Source organism: Candidatus Pantoea deserta (genome assembly GCF_003813865.1).
In the GTDB taxonomy this organism is placed as follows: Bacteria; Pseudomonadota; Gammaproteobacteria; order Enterobacterales; family Enterobacteriaceae; genus Pantoea; species Pantoea deserta.
Genome location: NZ_RMVG01000004.1, coordinates 115,640 through 139,396, shown reverse-complemented (window position 1 = coordinate 139,396; position 23,757 = coordinate 115,640). Strand labels below are relative to the sequence as shown.

The following is a 23,757-nucleotide window of genomic DNA, read 5'->3' as shown; positions in this document are numbered from 1 at the left end:
AGTCATAACCCCGCGGTGAAATCAATCGCTGTTTAAAAAAAGAGCAGGGAGGGCGGGCCGCAATGTGCGGCCTCCCTTTACAGGCTGGCCTTCTGCGCCAGCAGCGTGGCGAAACGGCAGCTGATGCGGTTGCCCTGCTCGTCACGCTTATGCAGCTGGCCGACATGCTCGTTGTATTTAAGGATATGCCAGTTGCGGTAGTAGTGGCTTAGCTCGCCCGATTTAAACGTGAAGGGAAAAGCCAGCGGGCAGGGGTAGTCATCGGTGCTCATCGCGGCGACGATCAGGTTATGGCCGTTTTTTACCGTGCTGGCCTGCATATCGGCAATCAGCTGCGGGATGGTTTCCGGTTGCAGAAACATCATCACCACCGTGGAGAGCACAAAGGTATAGCCGCCGTTAAAGCGCGTCTGGGTAAGATCGCGCTGCTCCGGATGGATATTGCTTATCCCTTCCTGCGCCATAATCTGCTCAAGGCGCGCCAGGCTAGCGGGATTGTGGTCCCAGGCGGTGACGTCAAAGCCGTTCTGGCTCAAAAACAGGCTGTTACGGCCGTTGCCGCAGCCGAGATCGAGCGCTTTGCCCGGATTAAGATGCGGCAGCGCCGACAGCACCTCAGAGTGCGTCGGCGTCAGACCATAAGTCTCGGCAAAATAGTTTTCAGGTTTAATCATGGTTCGCTTCTGTTAAAGGGGCGTAAGCGCCCGGCTTGTCAGGCTTCCTCTTCCAGCGTCAGTTTCCAGCCGGTCACCTCGTTCCAGTAGGTTTGCTCACGCTCCAGATCGAGCTGCACCAGATTGTTCTGGCTGAAGTAGCCTGCCGGGAAGGTCAGCGTCCAGTGACCGTCATCGGTGGTCAGTTTGAGCGAGTCGGGACGCGTCGTCGCCTGGCGCTGATTGTTCAGCAAGGTGCCAAGGCGCAGTAAAAACAGCAGCGGTAAAAACTGTTTTTTCTTAAACAGGGTCACGCGCGGCAGATCCTCAACCTTGACGGCTTTGCGATGAAAGCGTACCAGCGCGGCCAGCAGCGTTTGCTGATCCTGGTTAAAACCGGGCAGGTTAGTATTTTGCAGGATATAGGCGGAGTGGCGCTGCATACCGCTGTGGTTGATGGTCAACCCAACCTCATGGAGCATGGACGCCCACTTCAGCAGCGCCGCCAGCTGGGGATTGGCCAGCTTTGGGTTTTGATCGCGCCACTGCAAATAGAGCTGATCGGTTGTCTCCAGCACGCGCCGCGCCTGATCGTTGTCAATGGCGTAGTGGTTCGCCAGGCTCTGTGCCGTTCGGCTGCGAATATCCTGATGGCGGAAGCGGCCTTCCATCTCATACAGCACGCCTTCGCGCAGCGCGCCGTCTGACAGGCGCAGCTCGCGGATGGCCAGCGCATCGAACACGCCACAAATAATGGCCAGACCGGGCACAAACACTGATTTGCGCTCTTCCGACAGCCCAGGCAGGCTTAACGCGCTAAAGGACTTATGCTTAATGACTTCGTCATACAGTTTGTCCAGCCGCTCAGGGGTAATGATTTTTTCTTTCTCGCCCATCGCCTGGAGCACTTCGCATGCGGCTTTGATGGTGCCCGACGCGCCAAGCGCATACTGCCAGCCGTGCAGGCGATACTGCCATGCCAGCGTCTCCAGCTTTTGCGTCGCGGCCAGGCGCGCGCGGCGGAAGTTGTCGCGGCTGATTTCCCCGTTGGGGAAGTAGAGCTGGGAAAAACTGACGCAGCCCATGCGGCGGCTCTCAACCAGCTGCGGTTCAAAATTCTCGCCGATAACCAGCTCGGTTGAACCGCCGCCGATATCGACCACCAGTTTGCGGCCTTTCTCCGGCTGCGTATGCTCGACGCCCATAAAAATCAGGCGCGCCTCTTCGTGACCGGAAATCACTTCGATAGGGTAGGGGATGACCTCCGCCGCGCGTTGCAGAAACTCCTCCGCATTCACCGCCTGGCGCAGAGTATGGGTGCCGACGATGGTCACATTGCTGGCGCTAAAGCCCTGCAAACGCTCGGCGAACAGCGCCAGGCAGCTTAGCCCGCGCTCCATTGCCTCTTCGCTCAGGCGATTTTTGCTGTCCAGTCCGTCTGCCAGATGCACGCGCTGCTTCAGACGCCCAAGCACCTGCATCGCGCCGTCGACCACGCGCGCAATGACCATATGAAAGCTGTTTGAGCCAAGATCGATTGCCGCAAATTCTTGCGGTCTCGGCGTACTTTTATGAGAAATGGGCATAGATTATTCAGGCTGTTCCAGTTTCTTGATGTAATCATAAATCGCCAGTTGAGAGCGGACCTTACGACGATTGCCGCGCGGAACATAGCGGTTCCCCAACTCTTTATCAACGATACGCGCTTTCACCGTATCACTAAACAGAATAGCGATGATGTCCAGGATACGTTGTTTAACGCGTGGATCGAGGATGGATACGGCCACCTCGATGCGATGGTCGATGTTACGCGTCATCCAGTCAGCGGACGAAAGGAAGACTTTTTTCTCGCCGCCATTTTCGAAAATATAGACGCGATCGTGCTCAAGATAGCGGTCAACAATGCTGATTACGCGAATATTTTCACTGATGCCCGGCAGGTCGGGGATCAGCGAGCACATGCCGCGCACCAGCAAATTCACCTTCACGCCTGCGCCCGAAGCGGCGTAGAGCCGATCGACCAGACCGTTGTCGACCAGGTTGTTAATTTTCAGCGTAATGCCAGAGGGATTACCCTGCTGCGCATGGGCGATTTCGGCATCAATAAGCTGGTAGAGCATCTGGCGCGAGTTCTGCGGCGATACCATCAGATGCTCGAAGCTGACCGGACGATAGGGGTTTTCAATAAAGTTAAACACCCGGCGCACTTCGTTGGTAATGCGCGCGTCGGCGGTCAGCAGCGAGTAGTCGGTATAGAGACGCGCGGTCTTCTCGTTAAAGTTGCCGGTGCCGATGTGGGCATAGCGCACCACTTCCTCGCCTTCGCGACGTGAGATCAGAAACAGCTTGGCGTGAATCTTCAGGCCCGGCGCAGAGAAGATCACGTGCACGCCCGCTTCGGTCAGCCGTTTCGCCCACAGAATATTGGCTTCTTCATCAAAACGCGCCTGCAACTCCACCACGACGGTGACTTTTTTACCGTTGTAGGCGGCGTGCATCATGGCATCCATAATGCGCGAATGTTTCGCTACGCGGTAGATGTTGATTTTGATCGCCAGCACGCTGGGATCGAATGAGGCCTGACGCAGCAGCTCCAGCACATGTTCAAAGGTGTGATAAGGGTAGTAGAGCAAAATGTCACGGTCGCGAATGGCGTCGAAGCCGTTGCGGAAGCCGTCAAAGCCGATATGGCGAATCTGCGGCAGCGGGCGGTTAATCAGGTTGCTCTTGCCAACATTGGGAAAGCCAATAAAGTCTTTGAAGTTGTGATAGCGGCCGCCCGGTACGATGGAATCGTAGTTGGAGATGGTCAGTTTATTGCGCAGCAGCTCGACCATGGCGTCAGGCATATCGCGCTGATAGACAAAGCGCACCGGCTCGGCGGTCAGGCGCTGCTTCAGGCTGGAGGACATCAGTTCCAGCAGGCTCGACTCCATCTCGGTGACCAGGTCGTACTCTGCGTCGCGCGTCATCTTCATGGAGTAGGCATTGAGCGCATCGTAATCAAAAAAGCCTTTAAAGATGTCGTCAAGGCAGTAGCGCAGAATGTTATCCAGAAGAATCATGGGTTTACGCCGACGTGGAGATTCAGCCGGCAGATTAATAAAGCGCGGCACCTTATCGGACGGGATCTCCAGCAGCGCGTAGCGGATCTCTTCGCCACGAATAATTTCTACTGCCAGATAGGTGTAGTCATCCTTCAGAAATTCGGTGAGGTCAGTGTCGTGGTTAATCAGAATCGGCGTAATATGCTGGCGCAGTTCATGTTTGAAATAATGGCGCAGCCAGACCTGCTGATTAGGCGATAGCTGGCGCTCGTTAATTAAAAAGATTTGGTTGCGCGCCAGCTCCAGCAGCAGCTCATTATAGAGACCGTCAAACTCCTGTTCTGATTTCATCACGCGCTGCTGGATTTTTTTCAGCAGGTGACGCGGCAGGCCGGGTGAACCCTGCTCTTCGCCGATCAGAATGCGACGCTTAAGGTCGGCAAAACGGACTTTGTAAAACTCGTCAAGATTATTGGAATAGATCCCCAGAAAACGCATGCGCTCAATAAGCGGGTTAGTTTTATCCGCCGCCTCTTGCAAAACGCGCTCGTTAAAGGATAACCAGCTTAATTCTTTTTCTATATATAGCTTTTCCTGACCCATTCTGACTCCATATCGCGTTTGCAGGACTTAAAGAACCAGTGTCCGACATCATTATGGCGAGAGTATGGCAAGCTTGTCCAACCTCTATAGTTGTCTTATCAACCAGCTACGGGCAACATAGCGGCTAATTACTTCTCCATTCAGAGCCGCATGAGCCTAAACCATATCCCCCTTAATTTCAGCGATCGCCGCCGCCGCGCGATTGATCGTTTCACACGGCGTCTGGTGACATGCTGCGGCATCGCCATCCTGCTGTTGATGCTGCTGCTCTTTTTCTGGTTGATTTGGGTGGTACTGCCGCTGTTTACTGCGCCAGCGCTCTATCCGCAGGCGACGCAGCAGCTCTGGGATCGCCAGCCGGCGCTGGCGACGGGGATTCAGGGCGACAAGGGATGGCGTATCGGTCGGGATGGCGCGGCGCGAATTATCCCGCTTAACGGTCAGCCCGCCGAACCGGCGCTGATGCTGCGGCCGATCCCGCAGCAGGTGGCGAGCAGCGCCGACCGGCAAACGCTGTTGCTCAATGCCGAAGGCGCGCTGAGGCTGCTGCAACCCGTCGACGGCGCCTGGCGTTATCCGCTTGGCGATACGCCTCTGCGGATAGCGGGCGGCGCGGCGCAGGCCATGGCGCTGGCGACGCTGAGCGACAGCCAGTGGCGTATCGCTGTGCTGACCGAAACGGGGCTGAATGTTGTGACGCTGGGGCAGCGGCAGGCGCCGCGAACGGTCGCGCTGCCTCAGGCGCACGCCGACCATTTGCTGCTGTCGCCGCAGGGCGATCTGCTCTATGCCAGTGAAGGCAAGGCGCTGCGCGTCTGGCAGCTTAGCGATGACCGTGCGACGCTGCGCGAAACCGTCGCGCTGGCGCAGCCGCCGCGCAGCCTGCATCTGCTGGCGGGGGGACAGAGTTTGCTGATTCAGGATGGGCGCGGCGTGACGCAGTGGTTTTCTGTCGCCGGCGCGCAGGGACCGCGCCTGCATGAGATTCGCACCTTTGCCGACAGCAGCCCGACCGCCGCGATCGTGACGGAAACGCAGCGGCGCGTCTTTGCCACGCTGGATCCTGATGGAGCGCTGAAGATATTTGCCAGCAAGCAGCCTGGGCCGATTCTGCAACGTCAGCTTGCGCCAGGCGTAGAGCAGGCCGCCTTTTCCCCGCGCGGCGACGCGCTGCTGCTGGAGCGGGCTGGCAGCTGGCAGCTGTTGCGTATTAAAAACCCCTGGCCGGACGTCAGCTGGCGCAGCTTCTGGCAGAAAATCTGGTATGAAAACTATCCCGCGCCCGACTGGGTCTGGCAGTCCACTAACGCCGCAGACAGCTATCAGGCGAAATTCAGTTTTGTGCCGATGGTGGTGGGGACGCTGAAAGCTGCGGCGCTCTCTCTGCTGTTCGCCACGCCGCTGGCGCTGGCGGCGGCGATTTATACCGCCTGGTTTATGGCGCCAGGCCTGCGGCGCTGGGTAAAACCGGCAATCGAGATGATGGGCGCGCTTCCCAGCGTGGTGATCGGCCTGATTGCCGGTTTGTGGCTGGCTCCGCATATCAGCCAGGCGCTGCTGGGCGTCCTGCTGCTGCCGCTGACGCTGGCGGCGACGCTGCTGCTCTGCGGCGCGCTCAGCCGCTATCTGCCGGCGCGCTGGCGGCAGCCGGGGGGGGAAGTGATGCTGCTGTTGCCGCTGTTGCTGATCGTCACGCTGGCGACGCTGATCGTTCCGACGTATCTGCTGGGGGATGCGTCGGAGTGGCTGCCGCACTATGAACAGCGCAACCTGCTGATCGCCGGGCTGGCGATGGGGTTTGCGCTGGTTCCGCTGATATTTACCCTGTCGGAAGATGCGCTATTCAGCGTGCCTGCCACGCTAGGGCAGGGATCCCTGGCGCTGGGCGCGACGCCGTGGCAGACCCTGACGCGCGTGGTGCTGCCGGGCGCGTCGGCCGGAATTTTCGCCGCGCTGATGATTGGTTTTGGGCGCGCAGTAGGGGAAACCATGATTGTGCTGATGGCGACCGGCAATACGCCGCAGAGCGAAGGCGGTCTCTTTTCCGGACTGCGCGCGCTCTCCGCCAATATTGCCATTGAGATGCCAGAGGCGGCGGCTGGCAGCGCGCACTACCGCATTTTGTTTCTCAGCGCGCTGATGCTGCTGGTTTTTACCCTGATTATTAACACCCTGGCGGAGCTGATTCGTCAGCGGCTGCGCCAGCGCTACAGTCAGCACGAGGGGCAGGCATGAGGGCGATGCGACAAAACGATCGCTGGCGCTGGCTGACCGCAGGCGCGGTCGCCGTCTGTCTGCTGGCTTTTACCTTGCTGATTGGGCTGCTGGCATGGCAGGGCATGCGCGCCTTCTGGCCGCAGCGCGTCGATCTCTACACGCTGACGCAGCCCGACGGTCAGAGCAGGGCGCTGCTGGGAGAAACCCTTGAGCATCAGCCGCGCTTTCCCGCGCCCGCCGCAGAAGGCGATGCGCAGCCGTCAGTCAGCTACGTTCACCGCTACCTGATTAAAACCGGCAACCGCGACTGGGATGCGCCCGATTTTCGCGTGCTTTACACGCGCGAAGCGATAAAGGTCAGTCAGCCAGAGGCGGTTCTGGTATTGCAGCGGCGCAGCGGCGGCAACGCCTACGGCTGGTTTGTCGGCCTGCGCGAAGATGATGAGCCGCTGACGGCGCGCGATCCAGATGCCCTGCTGCATCAGCGGCTGAAACAGGTGCGTGGGCTGCTGCATAAAATCGATCGCATTCGTCATGTGGAACTGGCGCGGCTTAACGATCAGCTGGCGGCGCTGGACGCGCGTGCCGACCAGTTGCGTCAGCAGCAGCAGTTCGACACCCGCGCGCTGTCAGAGTTCGAGGCCAACCAGGCCGCGTTGCAGCGTCGTTTCGCGCAGCTCAGCGGCCAGCTGGCCGATTTGCAGCATGAAAGCCTGCGCGATGTGTTGATCCTGAGCGACGCCCAGGATCGTCAGCACGCCATTCCGCTCGCGCAAATCGTTGAGGCCTGGTATCCCAATGCCATGAACATGCAGCAAAAGAGCCTGCATACGCTGCGGCAGATCTGGCATTTTATCAGCGATTCCCCGACCGAAAGCGACGGCGGCGCGTTTCCGGCTATCTTCGGCACCGTGCTGATGGTGCTGCTGATGTCGCTGATCGTGATGCCCTTTGGCGTCATCGCCGCCATCTGGCTGCACGAGTATGCCGGGCGTAACGCCCTGACGCGGCTGGTGCGCATCGCCGTGGTGAATCTGGCGGGCGTGCCGTCGATTGTGTACGGCGTTTTTGGGCTGGGCTTTTTCGTCTGGCTGGCAGGGGGAACGCTCGATCAGCTTTTCTTCTCTCGCGCGCTGCCCAATCCCACTTTTGGCACGCCGGGCTTGCTGTGGGCGGCGCTGACGCTGGCGCTGCTGACGCTGCCGGTGGTAATTGTCGCCACCGAAGAGGGGCTGTCACGCATTCCTGATTCGCTGCGGCACGGCTCGCTGGCGCTGGGGGCGACCCAGGCCGAGACGCTGTGGCAGGTGATCCTGCCGATGGCGCTACCCGCCATGCTGACCGGCCTGATTCTGGCGGTAGCGCGCGCGGCGGGGGAAACCGCGCCGCTGATGCTGGTGGGCGTGGTCAAAATGGTGCCGGAGTTGCCGGTTGACGCGGTCTTTCCCTGGCTGCACCTCGATCGCAAGTTTATGCATCTCGGCTTTCAGATTTACGATCTTGCCTTTCAAAGCCCCAACGTAGAAGCCGACCGACCGCTGGTGTACGCCACGGCCCTGCTGCTGGTGATGATTATTCTGTCGCTCAATTTGCTGGCCATGGCGCTGCGCCACCGGCTGCGCGAACGCTATCGCCTGATGACCCAATAAAGATGATGACTATGATGCCCGATACCGCCCCGGCGCTGACGCTAAACCACCTCTCGTTATGGTATGGCGAGCGTCAGGCGCTGCATGATATTACGCTGCATATCCCTGAGAAGCGCATCACTGCGCTGATTGGCCCGTCTGGCTGCGGCAAATCTACGCTGCTGCGCTGTTTTAATCGTATGAACGATGTTGTGAGCCGCTGCCGTATCGAGGGCGAGATTTTGCTCGGCGATCGCGACATTATGCAGCCGTCACAGGATCTGTCGGCGCTGCGGCGGCAGGTCGGCATGGTGTTTCAGCGTCCCAATCCGTTTCCTAAGTCGATATATGAAAATGTGGTGTATGGACTGCGGTTGCAGGGCGTGCGCGACAGGCGCGTGCTGAATGAAGCATGCGAGCGTGCGCTGCGAGCGGCGGCGCTGTGGAGCGAGGTAAAAGATCAGCTAGGGCAAAATGCGCTGACGCTCTCCAGCGGTCAGCAGCAGCGGCTGGTGATCGCCCGCGCCATTGCCATTGAGCCGAGCGTGCTGCTGCTGGACGAGCCGACTTCGGCGCTCGATCCCATCTCAACGCTGGTGATCGAGGAGCTGATGACCACGCTGAAGCAGCATTTTACGCTGGTGCTGGTAACGCACAATATGCAGCAGGCGTCGCGCGTGTCGGACTACACGGCCTTTATGCATCAGGGCGCGGTGGTGGAGTTTGATGAGACGGATCGCATCTTTACCTCGCCGCGCAGTCGGCGAACCGAAGACTATATTACCGGGCGCTATGGCTAACGGAGCAGAGGTTGCGCAGGCGACACCCTGGCCTGCGCAAACAGGCGCCTGGGGGGCAAGCAGCATGGCGCAATACGCGGCGGACAGGGGGCGTTTTTCGCTGACACGATGCTGGATAATGAGCCGTCTGCTGGAAACGGCTCGCGATCCCTTAATCGTGCGCGTAACCCTGCGGCGGTAGCGGCTGATTATCCAGCCAGGCTTTGCCCTCGCGCATCGCTAATCGCCCCTCGACGAACCAGTTAATCACCAGCGGATAAATGGCATGTTCCTGATGCTGCACGCGCGCGGTGATCGCCTCTTCGCTGTCGTCGGCGAATACCGGCACTTTGGCCTGTAACACCACGGGGCCGCCGTCCAGTTCGTCGGTCACGAAATGCACTGAGGTACCGTGTTCGTCGTCGCCGTTGGCCAGCGCCTGACGATGCGTATGCAGGCCAGGATACTTCGGCAGCAGGGAAGGGTGGATATTCAGCAGGCGATCCTGATAGTGCGCGACAAAGGCGCTGCTGAGAATGCGCATATAGCCCGCCAGCACCACCAGATCCGGCGCAAAGGCGTCGATTTCCTGCATGAGCTGCCGATCGAACGCGTCGCGATCGGGAAAGTCGCTGGCCGCCAGCGCGTGGGCGGGCACACCCGCCGCACGGGCGCGCGTCAGGCCAAACGCCGTCGCCTTATTACTGAAAACGGCAGCGACGCTGCCGTTAATACGCCCGTCTGCACAGGCGTCGAGGATGGACTGAAGGTTACTTCCGTTGCCGGAAATCAGTACAACCAGCTTTTTCATGCGTTGATGACCACGCGCTCTTCGGCGTCGGACGCCTTGATCACGCCGATCTTCCAGGCTTTCTCGCCCGCGGCGCTCATCAGCTCAACGGCTTTATCCGCGTCGGCCGCGCTCAGCGCGATGACCATGCCGACACCGCAGTTAAAGGTGCGGTACATTTCGTGACGGCTGACGTTACCGGCCTGCTGCATCCAGCTGAACACGGCTGGCCATTCCCAGCTCTTCTCATCGATGATCGCCTGAGTGTTGTCCGGCAGCACGCGCGGAATGTTCTCCCAGAAGCCGCCGCCGGTCAGATGGGCAATAGCGTGCACATCGACCTGCTCAATCAGGCTCAGGATATTTTTCACGTAGATGCGCGTCGGTTCCAGCAGGTGATCCGCCAGCGGCTTGCCTTCCAGCTGTTTGGTCAGCGGATCGGTCTGGCTGACTTCGAGGATCTTGCGCACCAGCGAATAACCGTTGGAATGCGGGCCGCTGGATCCTAATGCGATCAGCACGTCGCCGTCCTGCACCTTAGAGCCGTCGATGATTTCTGACTTCTCGACGACGCCGACGCAGAAACCCGCCACGTCATAATCTTCGCCGTGGTACATGCCCGGCATTTCAGCGGTTTCGCCGCCCACCAGGGCGCAGCCAGACTGTAGGCAGCCTTCCGCAATACCGGTAATCACAGAGGAGGCGGTCTCAACGTCAAGCTTGCCGGTCGCATAGTAGTCAAGGAAAAACAGCGGCTCCGCGCCCTGAACCACCAGATCGTTTACGCACATCGCGACCAGATCGATGCCGATCGCGTCGTGGCGCTTCAGATCCATCGCCAGACGCAGCTTGGTGCCGACGCCGTCGGTTCCGGAGACCAGCACCGGCTCGCGATATTTTTGCGGCAGTGCGCAAAGCGCACCGAAACCGCCCAGCCCACCCATAACTTCCGGGCGGCGGGTCTTTTTCACTACGCCTTTAATACGGTCAACCAGAGCATTACCAGCATCAATATCAACACCGGCGTCTTTGTAGCTGAGAGAGGTCTTGTCGGTCACTGCGGAATCCCCACGCGATTGCGGTTGGTGGTTAACAAAAAGCGCGGCAATTCTAACAGCGCAGGCAAACGTTTGCGAGTCCCATTGACAGGTGAAATTGCGCGCCGGACAATTTTCATCAATCCTTGAATAACGGATCAAAACTTTCCCTCTTTGCGCAACGACATATGGCGCGCTGGCGAAAAGGCGGTATAATCCCGCGATTTTTTTTTAGCTCAACTCATTCCGGGAGAACACCAATGAAGATCGTGGAAGTCAAACACCCGCTGGTCAAACATAAACTGGGCCTGATGCGTGAGCATGATATCAGTACGAAGCGCTTCCGCGAGCTGGCGTCTGAAGTGGGCAGCCTGCTGACCTACGAAGCCACCGCCGATCTGGAAACCGAGCGCGTTACCATCGAAGGCTGGAACGGCCCGGTGGAAATCGATCAGATTAAAGGCAAAAAAATCACCGTGGTGCCGATTCTGCGCGCTGGTCTGGGCATGATGGAAGGCGTGCTGGAACACGTTCCCAGCGCGCGTATCAGCGTGGTAGGCGTTTACCGTGATGAAGAGACGCTGGAGCCGGTGCCGTACTTTCAGAAGCTGGTGTCCAATATCGAAGAGCGCCTGGCGCTGGTGGTCGACCCGATGCTGGCAACCGGCGGCTCGATGATCGCCACGATCGATCTGCTGAAAAAAGCGGGCTGCACCAGCATCAAAGTGCTGGTTCTGGTGGCCGCGCCGGAAGGCATCGCTGCGCTGGAGAAGGCGCATCCTGATGTTGAGCTGTACACCGCGTCGGTCGATCATGGATTAAACGAAAAAGGTTATATCATTCCAGGCCTCGGCGATGCCGGCGACAAGATTTTCGGAACTAAATAACTGAATCAGCCGACCAGAGAGTCGGCTTTTTTTTGGCAAAAAAAACATACTCTTTAAAGGGGATAAATGATGACTCGTCGCGCCATCGGCGTCAGTGAGCGCCCACCGCTACTGCAAACGATACCGCTCAGCCTGCAACATCTGTTCGCTATGTTTGGCGCAACGGTGCTGGTACCGATCCTGTTCCATATCAACCCGGCAACGGTGCTGCTGTTCAACGGCGTCGGCACGCTGCTTTATCTGTTTATCTGTAAGGGCAAAATCCCCGCCTATCTCGGTTCCAGCTTCGCCTTTATTTCGCCGGTGCTGCTGCTGTTGCCGCTGGGCTATGAGCTGGCGCTTGGCGGCTTTATTTTGTGCGGCGTGCTGTTCTGTATTGTCGCGCTGATTGTGAAAAAAGCCGGAACCGGCTGGATTGATGTGATGTTTCCTCCTGCGGCCATGGGCGCGATTGTCGCGGTTATCGGTCTGGAGCTGGCTGGCGTCGCGGCTAATATGGCCGGCTTGCTGCCCGCCGAAGGCAGTAGCGCTGACAGCACCACCGTTACGATTTCACTGGTGACGCTGGCGGTAACCGTTTTTGGCTCGGTGCTGTTTCGCGGCTTCCTCGCCATTATTCCAATTCTGGTGGGGGTAGTGGCGGGCTACGCGCTCTCCTTTGCCATGGGCATCGTTGACTGGACGCCAGTCTACAACGCGCCCTGGTTTGCGCTGCCGACCTTCTATACGCCGCGCTTTGAGTGGGCAGCCATGCTCACCGTATTGCCCGCGGCGCTGGTGGTTATCGCCGAGCACGTCGGGCATCTGGTGGTAACGGCCAATATCGTGAAAAAGGATCTGATCCGCGATCCTGGCCTGCATCGCTCTATGTTTGCCAACGGGCTTTCAACGGTAATTTCCGGCTTTTTCGGCTCGACGCCGAACACCACCTACGGCGAAAACATCGGCGTGATGGCGATTACCCGCGTTTACAGCACCTGGGTCATCGGCGGCGCGGCAATTATTGCGATTCTGCTGTCGTGCGTAGGCAAACTGGCGGCGGCGATCCAGGCCATTCCGGTACCGGTAATGGGCGGCGTGTCGCTGCTGCTCTACGGCGTGATCGGCGCGTCGGGCATTCGCGTTCTGATCGAATCTAAAGTCGATTACAGCAAGGCGCAGAATCTGATCCTGACCTCGGTTATTCTGATTATTGGCGTCAGCGGCGCGAAGGTGCATATTGGGGCGGCCGAGCTGAAAGGCATGGCGCTGGCGACGCTGGTCGGCGTCGTGCTGGCGCTGATTTTCCGCGTTATCACGCTGCTGCGTCCGGAAGAGGTGGTGCTGGACGCGGACCAAAAGGGCGGTCACTGACACCCGACGGGGCAGGGATGCCCGTTATCCTTTCCTGAGGAAAACTGTGGTAGACTTGCCCTGATTTTTGCCTGTTCTTTTTGAGGTGCTTCTGAACACGCCGGCACAACTGTCACTGCCACTTTACTTACCGGACGACGAGACTTTCGCCAGCTTCTGGCCGGGGGAGAACCCGTCGCTTATTGCCGCGCTCAAAGGCGCTCTCAGTCAGCAACACGGCAGCTATCTCTATTTCTGGTCGCGCGAAGGCGGAGGCCGAAGTCATCTGCTGCATGCCGCCTGTGCGGAAATGTCGGCGCGCGGCGAAGCGGTTGGCTATGTGCCGCTGGATAAACGCACCTGGTTCGTGCCCGACGTGCTGGACGGCATGGAGCATCTGGCGCTGGTCTGCATCGATAATATTGAGTGCATTGCCGGAGAAGAGGCGTGGGAGATGGCGATCTTCGATCTCTATAACCGCATTCTGGAAACCGGCAAAACCCGGCTATTCATCACCGGCGATCGTCCGCCGCGCCAGCTCAATCTTAATCTGCCGGATCTGGCGTCACGCCTCGACTGGGGGCAGATCTACCGCCTGCAACCGCTGAGCGACGAAGATAAGCTTCAGGCCTTGCAGCTGCGTGCCGGGATGCGCGGATTTGAACTGCCGGAAGATGTCGGGCGCTTCCTGCTGAAGCGCCTCGATCGCGAAATGCGCACGCTGTTTGACACCCTGGATCGTCTCGATCGCGCCTCCATCAGCGCGCAGCGCAAGCTCACTATCCCCTTTGTCAAAGAGACGCTGGGGCTTTAAAGGATCCCCAGCACCGCTTCCGGCGGGCGGCCAAGACAGGCGCGTTCGCCGTTAATGACCACCGGACGCTCCAGTAGCTTCGGATGCGCAACCAGCGCGTCAAGCAGCTCGCTTTCGCTGGCGTTTTCCAGCTGGAGTTCTCTGTAGAGATCCTCTTTGGTCCGCATCAGCTGACGCGCGCTGCTCATGCCAGACTTTTGCAGCAGAATTTGCAGCGTATCGCGATCCGGCGGCGTTTCCAGATAGAGCACGACCTCTGGTTCAATGCCGCGCGTTTTCAGCAGCGCCAGGGTTTCACGGCTCTTGCTACAGCGCGGGTTGTGATAAATGGTGACCATCAGCGTTTATCCTTTCTGATACTGTTTAAAGCGGTTTTGCAGCTGGCGCAGCTGATCGATGCGCGCGTCATAGCGCGCCTGTTTCAGGCTGCCGACCGGCACCTGCGCGCTGGCGCTGCTCAGGGTCGTAATCGCCTGATCCAGTTGGCCGTTCAGCGCCAGCGTCTCGGCGCGCGCCGACATCTCTTCATCTCTCAGACCTTGCTGCGCCGACGCCTGAGCCAGCAGTTCCCAGCCGTTAGGATCGTCCGGATGCGCCCAGGTGTAGCGATTAAGGATGCGGCTGGCGTTGGCGGGCTGCTTCGCCTCGACCCAGGCGTTCGCCAGGTTAAGCTGCACCACGGGGCTGTTTTTGGCCGCGCCCGCGGCGTTAAGGCGCGTAATCGCCTGCTGCGGCTGATTAAGACCGATATCGATGTCGGTCATAATATCGAGAAACCAGACGTTATCCGGCTGCTTCGCCAGCAGCGGTTCAATCAGCTTTTTCGCGTTGGCAAAGCTTTTCGCTTCAAGAAACTGCACCGCTTTGCCGTACTGGGCGGCCTGCTGCTCGCGGCTGTTGCCCCGGCCATACTCATCCAGCAGCTCGTCAGTGAGCTGATTGCGCCCCGTGGCGTACATGCCGAGCGCGCGGACTTTCGCCATGTAGTAATCCTGCGAGGACTGCACCACCACCGGGCGCATCTGATTCGCACGGTTGCGCGTGTCCGCCAGGCGGCTGTCCGGCAGCGGGTGCGTCAGCAAGATTTCAGGCGGTTTCGAAGAGAAGCGGCTCTGATCGGCCAGCTTTTGTAAAAAGTTGGGCATCGCCTGGGGATCAAACCCGGCGCGCTGCAACACCTGAATGCCGATACGATCGGCCTCCTGCTCGTTGCCCTGAGTAAAACTGATAATGCCCTGCTGCGTCCCCGCCAGCGTGCCGGTCAGCGCCGCCATGCCCGCCTGGGGATTGGCCATCGCCAGCAACACCGAGCCGAGCGCGCCGACCCAGGTCAGGGGCGCGTTGCGCTTCTGGTCTTCCATCGCGCGCGCCAGGTGGCGCTGAGTCACGTGGGAAATTTCATGCGCCATTACCGAGGCCAGCTGGCTTTCGTTTTCAGTAAAGCGAAACAGCGAGGCGTGCAGAACCACGTTGCCGCCAAAAAAGGCAAAGGCGTTTAGCTCGTCGTTCTGGATAAGAAAGAAGTGGAAGGGCGTTTTTACCGAGTCGGCATGCGCCACCAGCCGCTGGCCAAGCTGGTTAATGTACTGATTGAGCAAGGGATCGTTGATCAGCGGCGCGCTGGCCCGCAGCTGGCGCACGTAAAAATCGCCCATCTGCATCTCTTGCCCAATAGAGAGCGTCGAGCCTGCGGTCGTCCCCATATCGGGCAGCGCGTCGCTAACGTCTGCCCAGGCGGACGCGTGCGGCATCAGCATCAGCGTGGGAAGCAGCGCGGCGAGTAGCGTTTTCTTTAACCGGTTCAACATGCCTGGATCCTGTAGAGAAGCCCTGAGGCCGGGAAAAAAAGGTGTGCTTGTCAGGGTAAAAGACGCGTCGCGACTATCTTAACCAGAGCCTAAAAAGAAAGAAATGGGCAGCGCTGGCATCTGCGACGGCAAAATGCACTCTTTTGTAGCAAAAAATTGAATGTCGCCGACAGGCGGCGTATTGCGCCTCAACAGCCAGGGCATCAGGCGCGCTGCCGGACTATTCGCCGCCTGATTCTGCTTTCTAAAGCGAACAAAGTGCTACGGCCGCTGTGCAGTCTGCCTTGTTTTACCTGAATAATAATTAAAGATATGTAAATTTGGTCAAAAAAACTGAATGTGGCATGTTTTTTTCCAGGCTTACTCTGAAAAAAACGGCTAAAAAACGGACCGGCAGCGCTGGCGTAAATAAATAACTTTTATCGTCACCGCGAAGGCAATGCCAAATAAACAGAAATAACTGGCACCACAAATCAGAAGCTAAAGAGTTAAGCAGAAAAGTTTGCCGGTTTAATCCCGATCCATCTTAACCCTGATGATAAACAGGCTGATTATCGACGTCTTTTATTAATTAGCGAGATTAATAATTCTTGCTGAAATCAATACGGCTGCGGCGGCCAGCGCCACCCCCTTCTGCTGCGCCAAGGCTGTGGTATAGATAGCTCACCCGATTCAGGCTGTGAATCAGCAACTCGCTGTAGTCCGGAGATTATTTATGCGTTCAGCTGTATCTTACGCGCTCATCGCTATCCTTGGCGGTGCCGTTGGCGCGGGCGTTACCCAGAGCGGCATGCTCTATCAAAAAGTCGTTAACCATTTTTCAGCCAAACCCAGCGATCCTGAAGGCTTCTGGAGTACACCCGCCGTCGATGGCTATGGAAAAATTCATTATGAATCGGACGCGGCGTTTAAGCCGGTCGCTGGACTGAGTAATAAGATCGTCTTCCAGATCACCCGCAGCGACGGCGCGATGACTGACGTCAATCTGGGCCTGGAGCGCGTGGCGCGCGTGGTGAACCTTTACGTCGCCTCCGGCGTGCCGGCCGATCAGCTGAAATTCGTGGTTTCGGTAACGGGAGACGCAACGCCTGCGATGCTGGATAACGCGCACTTCAAACAGTTTTATGGTGTAGACAACCCCAATCTCAAGCTGATCGGCGAACTGGATAAGCTGGGCGTGAAAGTGTCCGTCTGCGATCAGTCGGTCGCCTTCCATCACTATCCCAACGACTGGATTGATAAATCGGTGGTTCATGCGCTCTCCAGCCCGACGACGGTCTCAACCCTGCAAAACCAGGGTTACGCATGGCTACAGATGTAATTTCACCCCCCGAAGATAACAAGCAGGAGAATAACAATGCGTCCAGCGGCCTATATTGTGGTGGCGGCGATTGCCGGTTTTATTGGTGGTAATGTGCTACAGCTGCCCGAATTATATGAAAAAGTAACCGGCAAATTTGCTGACAACGCTACGCAGCCGGCGGATTTCTGGAGCACGCCAGCTATCGAAGGCTTCGGCAAAATTCACTATGTCGATACGCCGGCCTTTAAGCCAGGCACCGTGCCGGGTCTGAGCAATAAGGTGGTTTTCCAGATTAACCGCAACGACGGCGATATTCGCCAGCCGAATCTGGGCCTGGAGCGCGTGGCGCGCGTCACCAACCTGTATTACGCCGCAGGCGTGCCGCTGGATCAGCTGAAATTCGTGGTGTCGATTAACAGCGATGCCGTTCCGGCGGCGCTGAACAACGAACAGTTTCATAAAGCGTACGGCGTGGATAACCCCAACCTTAAGCTGATCGATGAGCTGAAAAAAGCGGGCGTCCAGGTCTCTATCTGCGATCAGTCGGTCGCCTTTCATAATCTTCAGCGCGACTGGATCGACCAGCGCGTCACCCACACTATCTCCAGCGGTACCACCGTGGCGACGCTGCAAAATGAAGGCTATGCCTTTCTGATGCTGTAAGGCGGTCATGCACAGCGGCGGCGCGCCGCTGTGCATCTGCTGCTGCTCTTTGCTGTGACGCACAAAAGAGAAAAGTCGGATTGAGCGAGCCTGACGAGACAGGCAGCCAGAGCAGGGCATCTGCTCCTGACGGCGATTCCGGCTGGTGACCGTTTTACGCGCGCAGCGCTCTCACTGGCTGGCGCCACGCGTAAGTAAGAAATTTCTGAGAATGTCTGTTGCTGGAAAGGTGCTCAGGACGATGACAGGGTGTACACTGATACCCTGCCTCACCAGGGCAGATAACTTCCAACTATAACAACATCCTCAGGCAATTCAGTATGGACTTATCTTTTGCGGCGGGCGCGCAATGCTAATGCGCCTGCGTCCAAGAACCGATCTGCGCACGCTTATCGCACTACTCGCCATTGTCAGTATTGTGGTGACGCTGACCAATGCGCTTTACGCCACCTGGCGGGTACAGCGTATGGCCCTGATCGACAGCACGCTGGAAGCGAACCGCGCCTATGCCACTAAGCTGGCGTCCACCACCGAAATTTTTTTCCAGCTGGCGCAGTCACAGTTGCACTACAGCGCCAGATTGCTCGGCGATGATTTTGATAATCCTGCGCTGCTGCGCCAGGAGGTCGATCGCCTGCGCGAGCAGACCAGCAGCTTTAACTCCGTGGCCGTGGTTGACGTCAACGGCATAGTAAAATCCATTTCGCCGGAATCCCTGATGTTGCAGGGTATGCACCTGACCAGCGAGGCGTCACGCGAAGCGCTGAGCGGGCGTCAGCCGACCATCAGCAAGCCGACGATTTCAGCGGCCAACAACCTGATTATTTTTGTTTCCTGGCCGATCTGGAGCCGCGACGGCCGCTATCTTGGCTACGTAGGCGGCACTATCTATCTGAAAAAGAAAAGCATCCTGAATACGCTGCTGGGCGAGCAGTATTACCGCGACGGCACCAGCGTCTACGTGCTCGACAGCGCCAGCCAGGTGCTTTATCACCAGAACGGGCAGCTGATCGGCAAAACCCTGCCTGCACTGCTCAACGGCCAGCAGGATAAAACCAACGGATCGCTGCAACTTCAGATAGCCGATGAGCCGCCGCGCCTCGCCGGTTATGCGGTGGTGCCCACCACGGGCTGGACGGTGGTGGCGCTGAAGCCTACCGCCGTAACGCTTGAGCCGCTCGCTGGCCTGCTGATGCAGGTGCTGAAAAACTCGGTGCCCTTTGCGCTGCTGACGCTGCTGGTGGCGGTGATCCTGGCGCGGCTGATTGCGCTGCCGCTCTGGCAGCTGGCGCGTAAGGCGCGCCAGATGGATGCGCCGGGCGTGTCAAACGAACTGGGCGCGGTTCACGCCTGGTATTTTGAGGCGGCGCAGGTGAAGCGCGCGCTGCTGACCGGCATCGGCGTGGTCCAGGACAAGATTGGCCGTCTGAAGTCCGAAGTGCAGACCGATCCGCTGACGCATTTGCTTAACCGGCGCGGCCTGAGCGCGGTGCTCGACTTTTATCAGACGATGCGTCAGCCCTTTGCCGTGCTGGCGCTGGACATCGATCACTTCAAGCGAGTGAACGACAGTTGGGGACATGACGTCGGGGATCGAGTGATCAAGCAGGTGGCGCAGACGCTGAGCGCCAGCGCGCGGCAGAGCGATGTGGTGTGCCGCAACGGCGGCGAAGAGTTTCTCATGCTTTTGCCGATGACCGATAGCGAGGAGGCGCGCCGCATTGCGGAACGCGTGCGCGTCAGCATCGCCGACGCCTGGATCGCCGATGTCGGCACCATTACCCTTTCGGCGGGGGTGGCTGTCTGGCCAGGCAAAGACGTGCCGCTGGAACAGTGTCTGAAGCAGGCGGATGCCGCACTCTATCAGGCTAAATATGCCGGACGAAACTGTGTGGTCGTGGCAGGCGATCTGCGGTAACGGGAAAGCGGGATGCGGCGTCAGACCGCATCCCGGCGGCGTCAGGCAGACTTCAGATAATCCATCACGATGTCGTGGTGGTTAGAGGTTTTGAAATCGTCGAAGACTTTTTCGATGGTGCCGTCAGGGCCGATCAGAAAACTGATGCGGTGGATGCCATCATAGGTTTTGCCCATAAAGGATTTCTCGCCCCAGACGCCAAACGCCTCGCAGACCTGATGATCTTCATCAGAGAGCAGGGTAAAGTTCAGCAGCTCTTTTTCAGCGAAACGTGACAGCTTTTCAGGTTTATCGGTGCTGATGCCCAGCACTTCCACGCCCGCCTTTTTCATTTCATCCATATTGTCGCGCAGGCCGCAGGCCTGTACGGTGCATCCTGGCGTCATCGCTTTCGGGTAAAAATAGACCAGAACGCGCTGTCCCTGGAAGTCGGTTAAATTTACCTGTTCGCCATCCTGGTCGGGCAAGCTAAATTTCGGTGCGGTATCACCGGCTTTCAGTGGATTCATCACTACTCTCCATTTTTTTCTTTGTGCTGTGGGCAAGGCTGTTGCCGAAGGGATAACGTCGGCGGCGCCCGGCCGTCAGGGGATATTGCGCCACATAGCCAGACATCAGTAATGTGGAGAAATAGCCCCGGTTCAGTTACAGCTTAGCGCGAAGCAGAGAGGGTCGCCGCGTCGTCGTCGGCCAGGCTGTAGAAACGCAGCGTACCCTCGGCGTTCAGCTCGCGACACAGGGCGTAAAACGCCTGCTCAAACTGAGAGTCGCCAACGCCCGCCGGACTGTGCGCCGTTATTTGAATATAGAGCGTCGGCGTCTGATCCGCCTGGCCTGTTTCAATACGCGAACCCAGTTCGGCGATATTCATCGCATGTTTATCAAACAGATCGGTGAAGCGCTCGATAAGATGGGGCGAATCCGGCACTTCGACCTGTACCCAGACCGTCGCCGGCATGGGCGGACGGGTTTTCGCGCTGGTGCGCTTCATCACGATCAGCAGCTCCAGCTCCGCGCCTTTCAGCGGCAGGGTGGATTCAATCAGCGTGATGGCGTTCCAGCTGCCGGAAAGCAGCATGATAAAGGTGAACTCATCCCCAAGCATGGCGAGACGACTGTCTTCTATATTGCACCCACAGCTGCTGACGTGGCGGGTAATCGTATTGACGATACCCGGACGGTCAACACCCAGTGCGGTGATCACCAAATGGTGGGGTTGAGACTGCGGCAAAGTGGGATTTCCTGTTCATTCGCTAATAACTATAAGGTAAACATAAAAAAAACTGCTGACAAGCGCAGGAGCGGCGTGGCCTGCTTGCTTTTCAACAAGAGTAAAACGTACCATGAAGCACTTGTTTGTCGAGGGGATCGCCAATGTTCACGGGAAGTATTGTTGCACTCGTTACGCCAATGGATGACAAAGGTAATGTCTGCCGTGCGAGTCTGAAAAAACTGATTGATTATCATGTCGCCAGCGGCACCGCGGCGATCGTCTCTGTCGGCACCACTGGAGAATCCGCAACGCTGAGCCATGAAGAGCACGGCGAGGTGGTGATGCTGACGCTGGAGCTGGCTGACGGACGCATTCCGGTGATCGCCGGAACCGGGGCTAACGCCACCGCAGAAGGCATCTCTCTCACCAAACGTTTCGAGAACAGCGGCGTCGTCGGCTGCCTGACCGTGACGCCTTACTATAACCGTCCGACGCAGGAAGGGTTGTTTCAGCATTTCAAAGCGATTGCGGAAAGCACGGCGCTGCCGCAAATGCTCTATAACGTCCCCTCGCGTACCGGCTGCGACATGCTGCCGGAAACCGTCGCGCGCCTTGCTGAAATCAAAAATATTATCGGAATCAAAGAGGCAACCGGGAACTTATCGCGCGTTAGCCAGATCCAAGCACTGGTCGATGAGAACTTTATTATCGTGAGTGGCGACGACGCCAGTGCGCTTGACCTGATGCAGCTGGGCGGCAAGGGCGTTATCTCGGTAACGGCCAATATCGCGGCGCGTGAAATGGCTGAGCTGTGCGCGCTGGCCCAGCAGGGCAATTTCGCCGAGGCGCGTCGCCTGAATCAGCGTCTGATGCATCTGCACCAGACGCTTTTCTGTGAACCCAATCCTATCCCGGTCAAATGGGCGGCGAAACAGTTAGGATTAATCGCCAGTGACACGCTGCGTCTGCCAATGACGCCGCTGACTTCAGCGGCCATACCAAAAGTTGAGCAGGCGCTGATTAAAGCGGGTTTGCGATAAGTTAGGGAGTTTCAATGAATCATTCTGTAAAGCGCTCAGCGGTTGCGACCGTTGTGGCGCTGTCTACTGCGATGCTGCTAACGGCCTGTTCCAGCGATCAGCGTTATAAGCGTCAGGTTAGCGGTGACGAGTCCTATTTGCAGGCCAGCGAACTGCACGATCTGCAAGCCCCGGCGGGTATGATCCTGCCGGTAGCGCACGGCGATTATGATGTGCCGCACGCAGCCGCCAGCGGCAACGTGGGCAAGCAGCTCGACATTCGTCCTCCGGCTCAGGCGCTGGCGCTGGTCAACGGCGCCCGCACGCAGTTCACCGGCAATACCGGCGTGCTGATGCTGGAAGGCAACCGCAGTTCCGTCTGGTCGCAGGTGTCCAGCGTGGTGGCGGCGAACAACTACCCTGTAGCGCAGCGTAATGACGCGCGACAGCAGCTCACCACTGACTGGGTGCAGTGGAACCGCGCCGATGAAGATAATCAGTACCGCGGTCGCTATCAGATCAGCGTTCAGTCGCAGAGCTATCAGCAGGTGCTGACGGTGCGTCTGCTGGAACTCCAGCAGCAGGATAAAGCCGTTACCTCGCCGGTACAGATTCAGCGCTATACCGCGCAGATGCTGAACGCGATAAGCGCCGGTCTGGACAAAATCGACGTGGCTAACGAAAACGCCGCGGCCGGCCGCGCCAGCGGCAGCATTGACGTACAGAGCGGGGCGGACGATACCGGCTTGCCGCTGCTGGTGCTGCGCACGCCGTTTAACGTTGCCTGGCAGCGTCTGCCGGAAGCGATGAAGCGCGTCGGCATGGACGTCACCGACAGCAATCGCGCCCAGGGCAGCCTCAACGTCACCTACAAATCGCCGGGCAGCGGCGCGTGGGATGAGGTTGGCGCGAAAGATCCGGAACTGCCGAACGGCGACTATAAAGTTCAGATCGGCGACCTGGATAACCGCAGCAGCCTGCAATTTATCGATCCCAAAGGCCATGTGCTCAGCCAGTCGCAGAACGATGCGCTGGTGGCCGTGTTCCAGGCGGCGCTCAACAAATAAATCGCCTCAGGGCCGGAGATTCTCCGGCCTTTTTTTTTCGTCTCTGGCATAATAGCGCGCGGCAAGGTAAACGATTGCGTCGTTGCCGTCCCGCAGCGGCCCGCCGCCGCAGAACACCCGAAATTTTCAAGTCTGGAGTTAATAAGATGCAAAAGCGAGCTGAGTTGTATCGCGGTAAAGCGAAAACCGTATACAGCACCGACAATCCGGATCTGCTGGTACTCGAATTCCGCAACGATACGTCAGCAGGCGACGGAGCCAGAATCGAGCAGTTCGATCGTAAGGGAATGGTGAACAACAAGTTCAACCACTTCATCATGACCAAATTGCAGGAAGCCGGTATTCCGACCCAGATGGAGGCGCTGCTCTCTGACAATGAAGCGCTGGTGAAAAAGCTGGAGATGGTGCCGGTCGAGTGCGTGGTGCGCAACCGCGCGGCAGGCTCGCTGGTCAAGCGTCTGGGTGTCGAAGAGGGCATGATCCTCAATCCGCCGCTGTTTGACCTGTTTCTTAAAGACGACGCGAAGCATGACCCGATGGTCAACGAATCCTACTGTGAAACCTTTGGCTGGGTGAGCAAAGCCAATCTGGCCCGTATGCAGGAGCTGACCTTCAAGGCCAACGAGGTGCTGAGCAAGCTGTTCGACGATGCGGGCCTGATCCTGGTCGATTTCAAGCTGGAGTTCGGCCTGTTTAAAGGCGAAGTGGTGCTGGGCGACGAATTTTCGCCGGACGGCGCGCGCCTGTGGGACAAGCAGACCATGGATAAAATGGATAAAGACCGTTTTCGTCAGAGCCTGGGCGGCCTGATCGAAGCCTACGAAGAAGTGGCGCAGCGGCTGGGCGTAAAGCTCGACTGAATTAAACGCTTCTGAAACAGAAAAAGGAGAGCCGAGGCTCTCCTTTTTTCATTTGACCGTAAGACTGGTAGTTGTCTCGCCGCGCAACTAAAATCACGGAAAACTATTTTAATCAGGAG

General features: G+C 58.1%; 21 protein-coding genes. 12 read left to right on the top strand and 9 right to left on the bottom strand.

Translation table 11 applies throughout. From position 1 onward, the window contains the following. Nucleotides 1–77 precede the first annotated feature (77 nt). From tehB to ppk1, 3 genes are read right to left on the bottom strand one after another with little or no spacing between them, the layout of a single operon-like run. The gene (gene tehB, locus BBB56_RS08200; RefSeq protein ID WP_123800468.1) at nt 78–674 is read right to left on the bottom strand and encodes a tellurite resistance methyltransferase TehB; all 597 of its coding nucleotides are present in this window, start codon (nt 672–674) and stop codon (nt 78–80) included. Nucleotides 675–712: 38 nt separating this feature from the next. Beyond that, complete coding sequence (gene ppx, locus BBB56_RS08195) at nt 713–2,239, bottom strand: exopolyphosphatase (RefSeq protein WP_123800467.1); 1,527 nt, start codon at nt 2,237–2,239, stop codon at nt 713–715. Nucleotides 2,240–2,242: 3 nt separating this feature from the next. Then, a complete protein-coding gene (gene ppk1 / locus BBB56_RS08190; protein WP_123800466.1) occupies nt 2,243–4,303 on the bottom strand; it encodes a polyphosphate kinase 1 in 2,061 nt (686 codons plus the stop codon). Nucleotides 4,304–4,453: 150 nt separating this feature from the next. On the opposite strand from ppk1, the gene BBB56_RS08185 reads away from it, so the two are divergent. The 3 genes from BBB56_RS08185 to pstB are packed head-to-tail and all read left to right on the top strand — an operon-like array spanning nt 4,454 to nt 8,948. Beyond that, complete coding sequence (locus BBB56_RS08185) at nt 4,454–6,538, top strand: ABC transporter permease subunit (RefSeq protein ID WP_123800465.1); 2,085 nt, start codon at nt 4,454–4,456, stop codon at nt 6,536–6,538. Continuing rightward, nucleotides 6,535–8,169 (top strand): phosphate ABC transporter permease PstA, encoded by a 1,635-nt coding sequence (gene pstA, locus BBB56_RS08180; RefSeq protein ID WP_123800464.1) that lies wholly within the window; start codon nt 6,535–6,537, stop codon nt 8,167–8,169. The genes BBB56_RS08185 and pstA overlap by 4 nt, the downstream gene beginning before the upstream one ends. Before the next feature lie 11 nt (nt 8,170–8,180). Continuing rightward, complete coding sequence (gene pstB / locus BBB56_RS08175) at nt 8,181–8,948, top strand: phosphate ABC transporter ATP-binding protein PstB (protein WP_370661855.1); 768 nt, start codon at nt 8,181–8,183, stop codon at nt 8,946–8,948. Nucleotides 8,949–9,099: 151 nt separating this feature from the next. On the opposite strand, the gene purN is transcribed toward pstB, so the two are convergent. Together purN and purM are read right to left on the bottom strand one after the other, a co-directional pair. Beyond that, entirely contained in the window at nt 9,100–9,738 is a 639-nt protein-coding gene (gene purN, locus BBB56_RS08170; RefSeq protein WP_123800463.1) for a phosphoribosylglycinamide formyltransferase, read from the bottom strand. After that, on the bottom strand, nt 9,735–10,775 hold the full coding sequence (gene purM / locus BBB56_RS08165) for a phosphoribosylformylglycinamidine cyclo-ligase (protein ID WP_123800462.1): 1,041 nt from the start codon (nt 10,773–10,775) through the stop codon (nt 9,735–9,737). Before purM ends, purN begins: the two co-directional genes overlap by 4 nt. Nucleotides 10,776–11,014: 239 nt before the next feature. Between purM and upp the strand changes: the two genes are divergently transcribed. The 3 genes from upp to hda all read left to right on the top strand — a co-directional run bounded on the left by upp (nt 11,015) and on the right by hda (nt 13,787). Then, entirely contained in the window at nt 11,015–11,641 is a 627-nt protein-coding gene (upp, locus tag BBB56_RS08160; RefSeq protein WP_120457591.1) for a uracil phosphoribosyltransferase, read from the top strand. 69 nt (nt 11,642–11,710) lie between these two features. Beyond that, on the top strand, nt 11,711–12,994 hold the full coding sequence (gene uraA, locus BBB56_RS08155; protein WP_123800573.1) for a uracil permease: 1,284 nt from the start codon (nt 11,711–11,713) through the stop codon (nt 12,992–12,994). 91 nt (nt 12,995–13,085) lie between these two features. Further along, nucleotides 13,086–13,787: a DnaA inactivator Hda gene (gene hda, locus BBB56_RS08150; protein ID WP_233593006.1), complete on the top strand. Its 702-nt coding sequence runs from the start codon at nt 13,086–13,088 to the stop codon at nt 13,785–13,787. Here hda and arsC read toward each other — a convergent pair. Both arsC and bepA read right to left on the bottom strand, forming a co-directional pair. After that, nucleotides 13,784–14,125, bottom strand: coding sequence for an arsenate reductase (glutaredoxin) (gene arsC, locus BBB56_RS08145; protein ID WP_123800460.1), 342 nt, complete (start codon nt 14,123–14,125; stop codon nt 13,784–13,786). The two genes, hda and arsC, sit on opposite strands and share 4 nt — an antisense overlap. A 6-nt stretch (nt 14,126–14,131) precedes the next feature. After that, on the bottom strand, nt 14,132–15,595 hold the full coding sequence (bepA, locus tag BBB56_RS08140; RefSeq protein ID WP_123800459.1) for a beta-barrel assembly-enhancing protease: 1,464 nt from the start codon (nt 15,593–15,595) through the stop codon (nt 14,132–14,134). Between the two features lie 715 nt (nt 15,596–16,310). Here bepA and BBB56_RS08135 point away from each other — a divergent pair. The 3 genes from BBB56_RS08135 (at nt 16,311) to BBB56_RS08125 (ending at nt 19,479) form a co-directional block, all read left to right on the top strand. Further along, a complete protein-coding gene (locus BBB56_RS08135) occupies nt 16,311–16,916 on the top strand; it encodes a DsrE family protein (protein WP_123800458.1) in 606 nt (201 codons plus the stop codon). A 36-nt stretch (nt 16,917–16,952) separates the two neighbouring features. Further along, the gene (locus BBB56_RS08130; protein WP_123800457.1) at nt 16,953–17,561 is read left to right on the top strand and encodes a DsrE family protein; all 609 of its coding nucleotides are present in this window, start codon (nt 16,953–16,955) and stop codon (nt 17,559–17,561) included. A gap of 349 nt (nt 17,562–17,910) precedes the next feature. Next, nucleotides 17,911–19,479 carry a sensor domain-containing diguanylate cyclase gene (locus BBB56_RS08125; RefSeq protein ID WP_123800456.1) on the top strand — a complete coding sequence of 523 codons (1,569 nt, stop codon included), beginning with the start codon at nt 17,911–17,913 and terminating at the stop codon, nt 19,477–19,479. A 41-nt stretch (nt 19,480–19,520) separates the two neighbouring features. Here BBB56_RS08125 and bcp read toward each other — a convergent pair whose 3' ends face one another. Together bcp and BBB56_RS08115 are read right to left on the bottom strand one after the other, a co-directional pair. Next, entirely contained in the window at nt 19,521–19,988 is a 468-nt protein-coding gene (gene bcp / locus BBB56_RS08120; RefSeq protein WP_123800455.1) for a thioredoxin-dependent thiol peroxidase, read from the bottom strand. Nucleotides 19,989–20,131: 143 nt separating this feature from the next. Beyond that, complete coding sequence (locus tag BBB56_RS08115) at nt 20,132–20,710, bottom strand: glycine cleavage system transcriptional repressor (RefSeq protein ID WP_123800454.1); 579 nt, start codon at nt 20,708–20,710, stop codon at nt 20,132–20,134. A gap of 143 nt (nt 20,711–20,853) precedes the next feature. On the opposite strand from BBB56_RS08115, the gene dapA reads away from it, so the two are divergent. From dapA to purC, 3 genes are all read left to right on the top strand, one after another. Continuing rightward, nucleotides 20,854–21,732, top strand: a complete 879-nt coding sequence (gene dapA / locus BBB56_RS08110; RefSeq protein ID WP_123800453.1) for a 4-hydroxy-tetrahydrodipicolinate synthase — start codon at nt 20,854–20,856, stop codon at nt 21,730–21,732. A 14-nt stretch (nt 21,733–21,746) separates the two neighbouring features. Next, a complete protein-coding gene (gene bamC, locus BBB56_RS08105; protein WP_123800452.1) occupies nt 21,747–22,778 on the top strand; it encodes an outer membrane protein assembly factor BamC in 1,032 nt (343 codons plus the stop codon). Between the two features lie 146 nt (nt 22,779–22,924). Then, a complete protein-coding gene (gene purC, locus BBB56_RS08100) occupies nt 22,925–23,638 on the top strand; it encodes a phosphoribosylaminoimidazolesuccinocarboxamide synthase (protein ID WP_033753802.1) in 714 nt (237 codons plus the stop codon). Nucleotides 23,639–23,757: the final 119 nt, after the last annotated feature.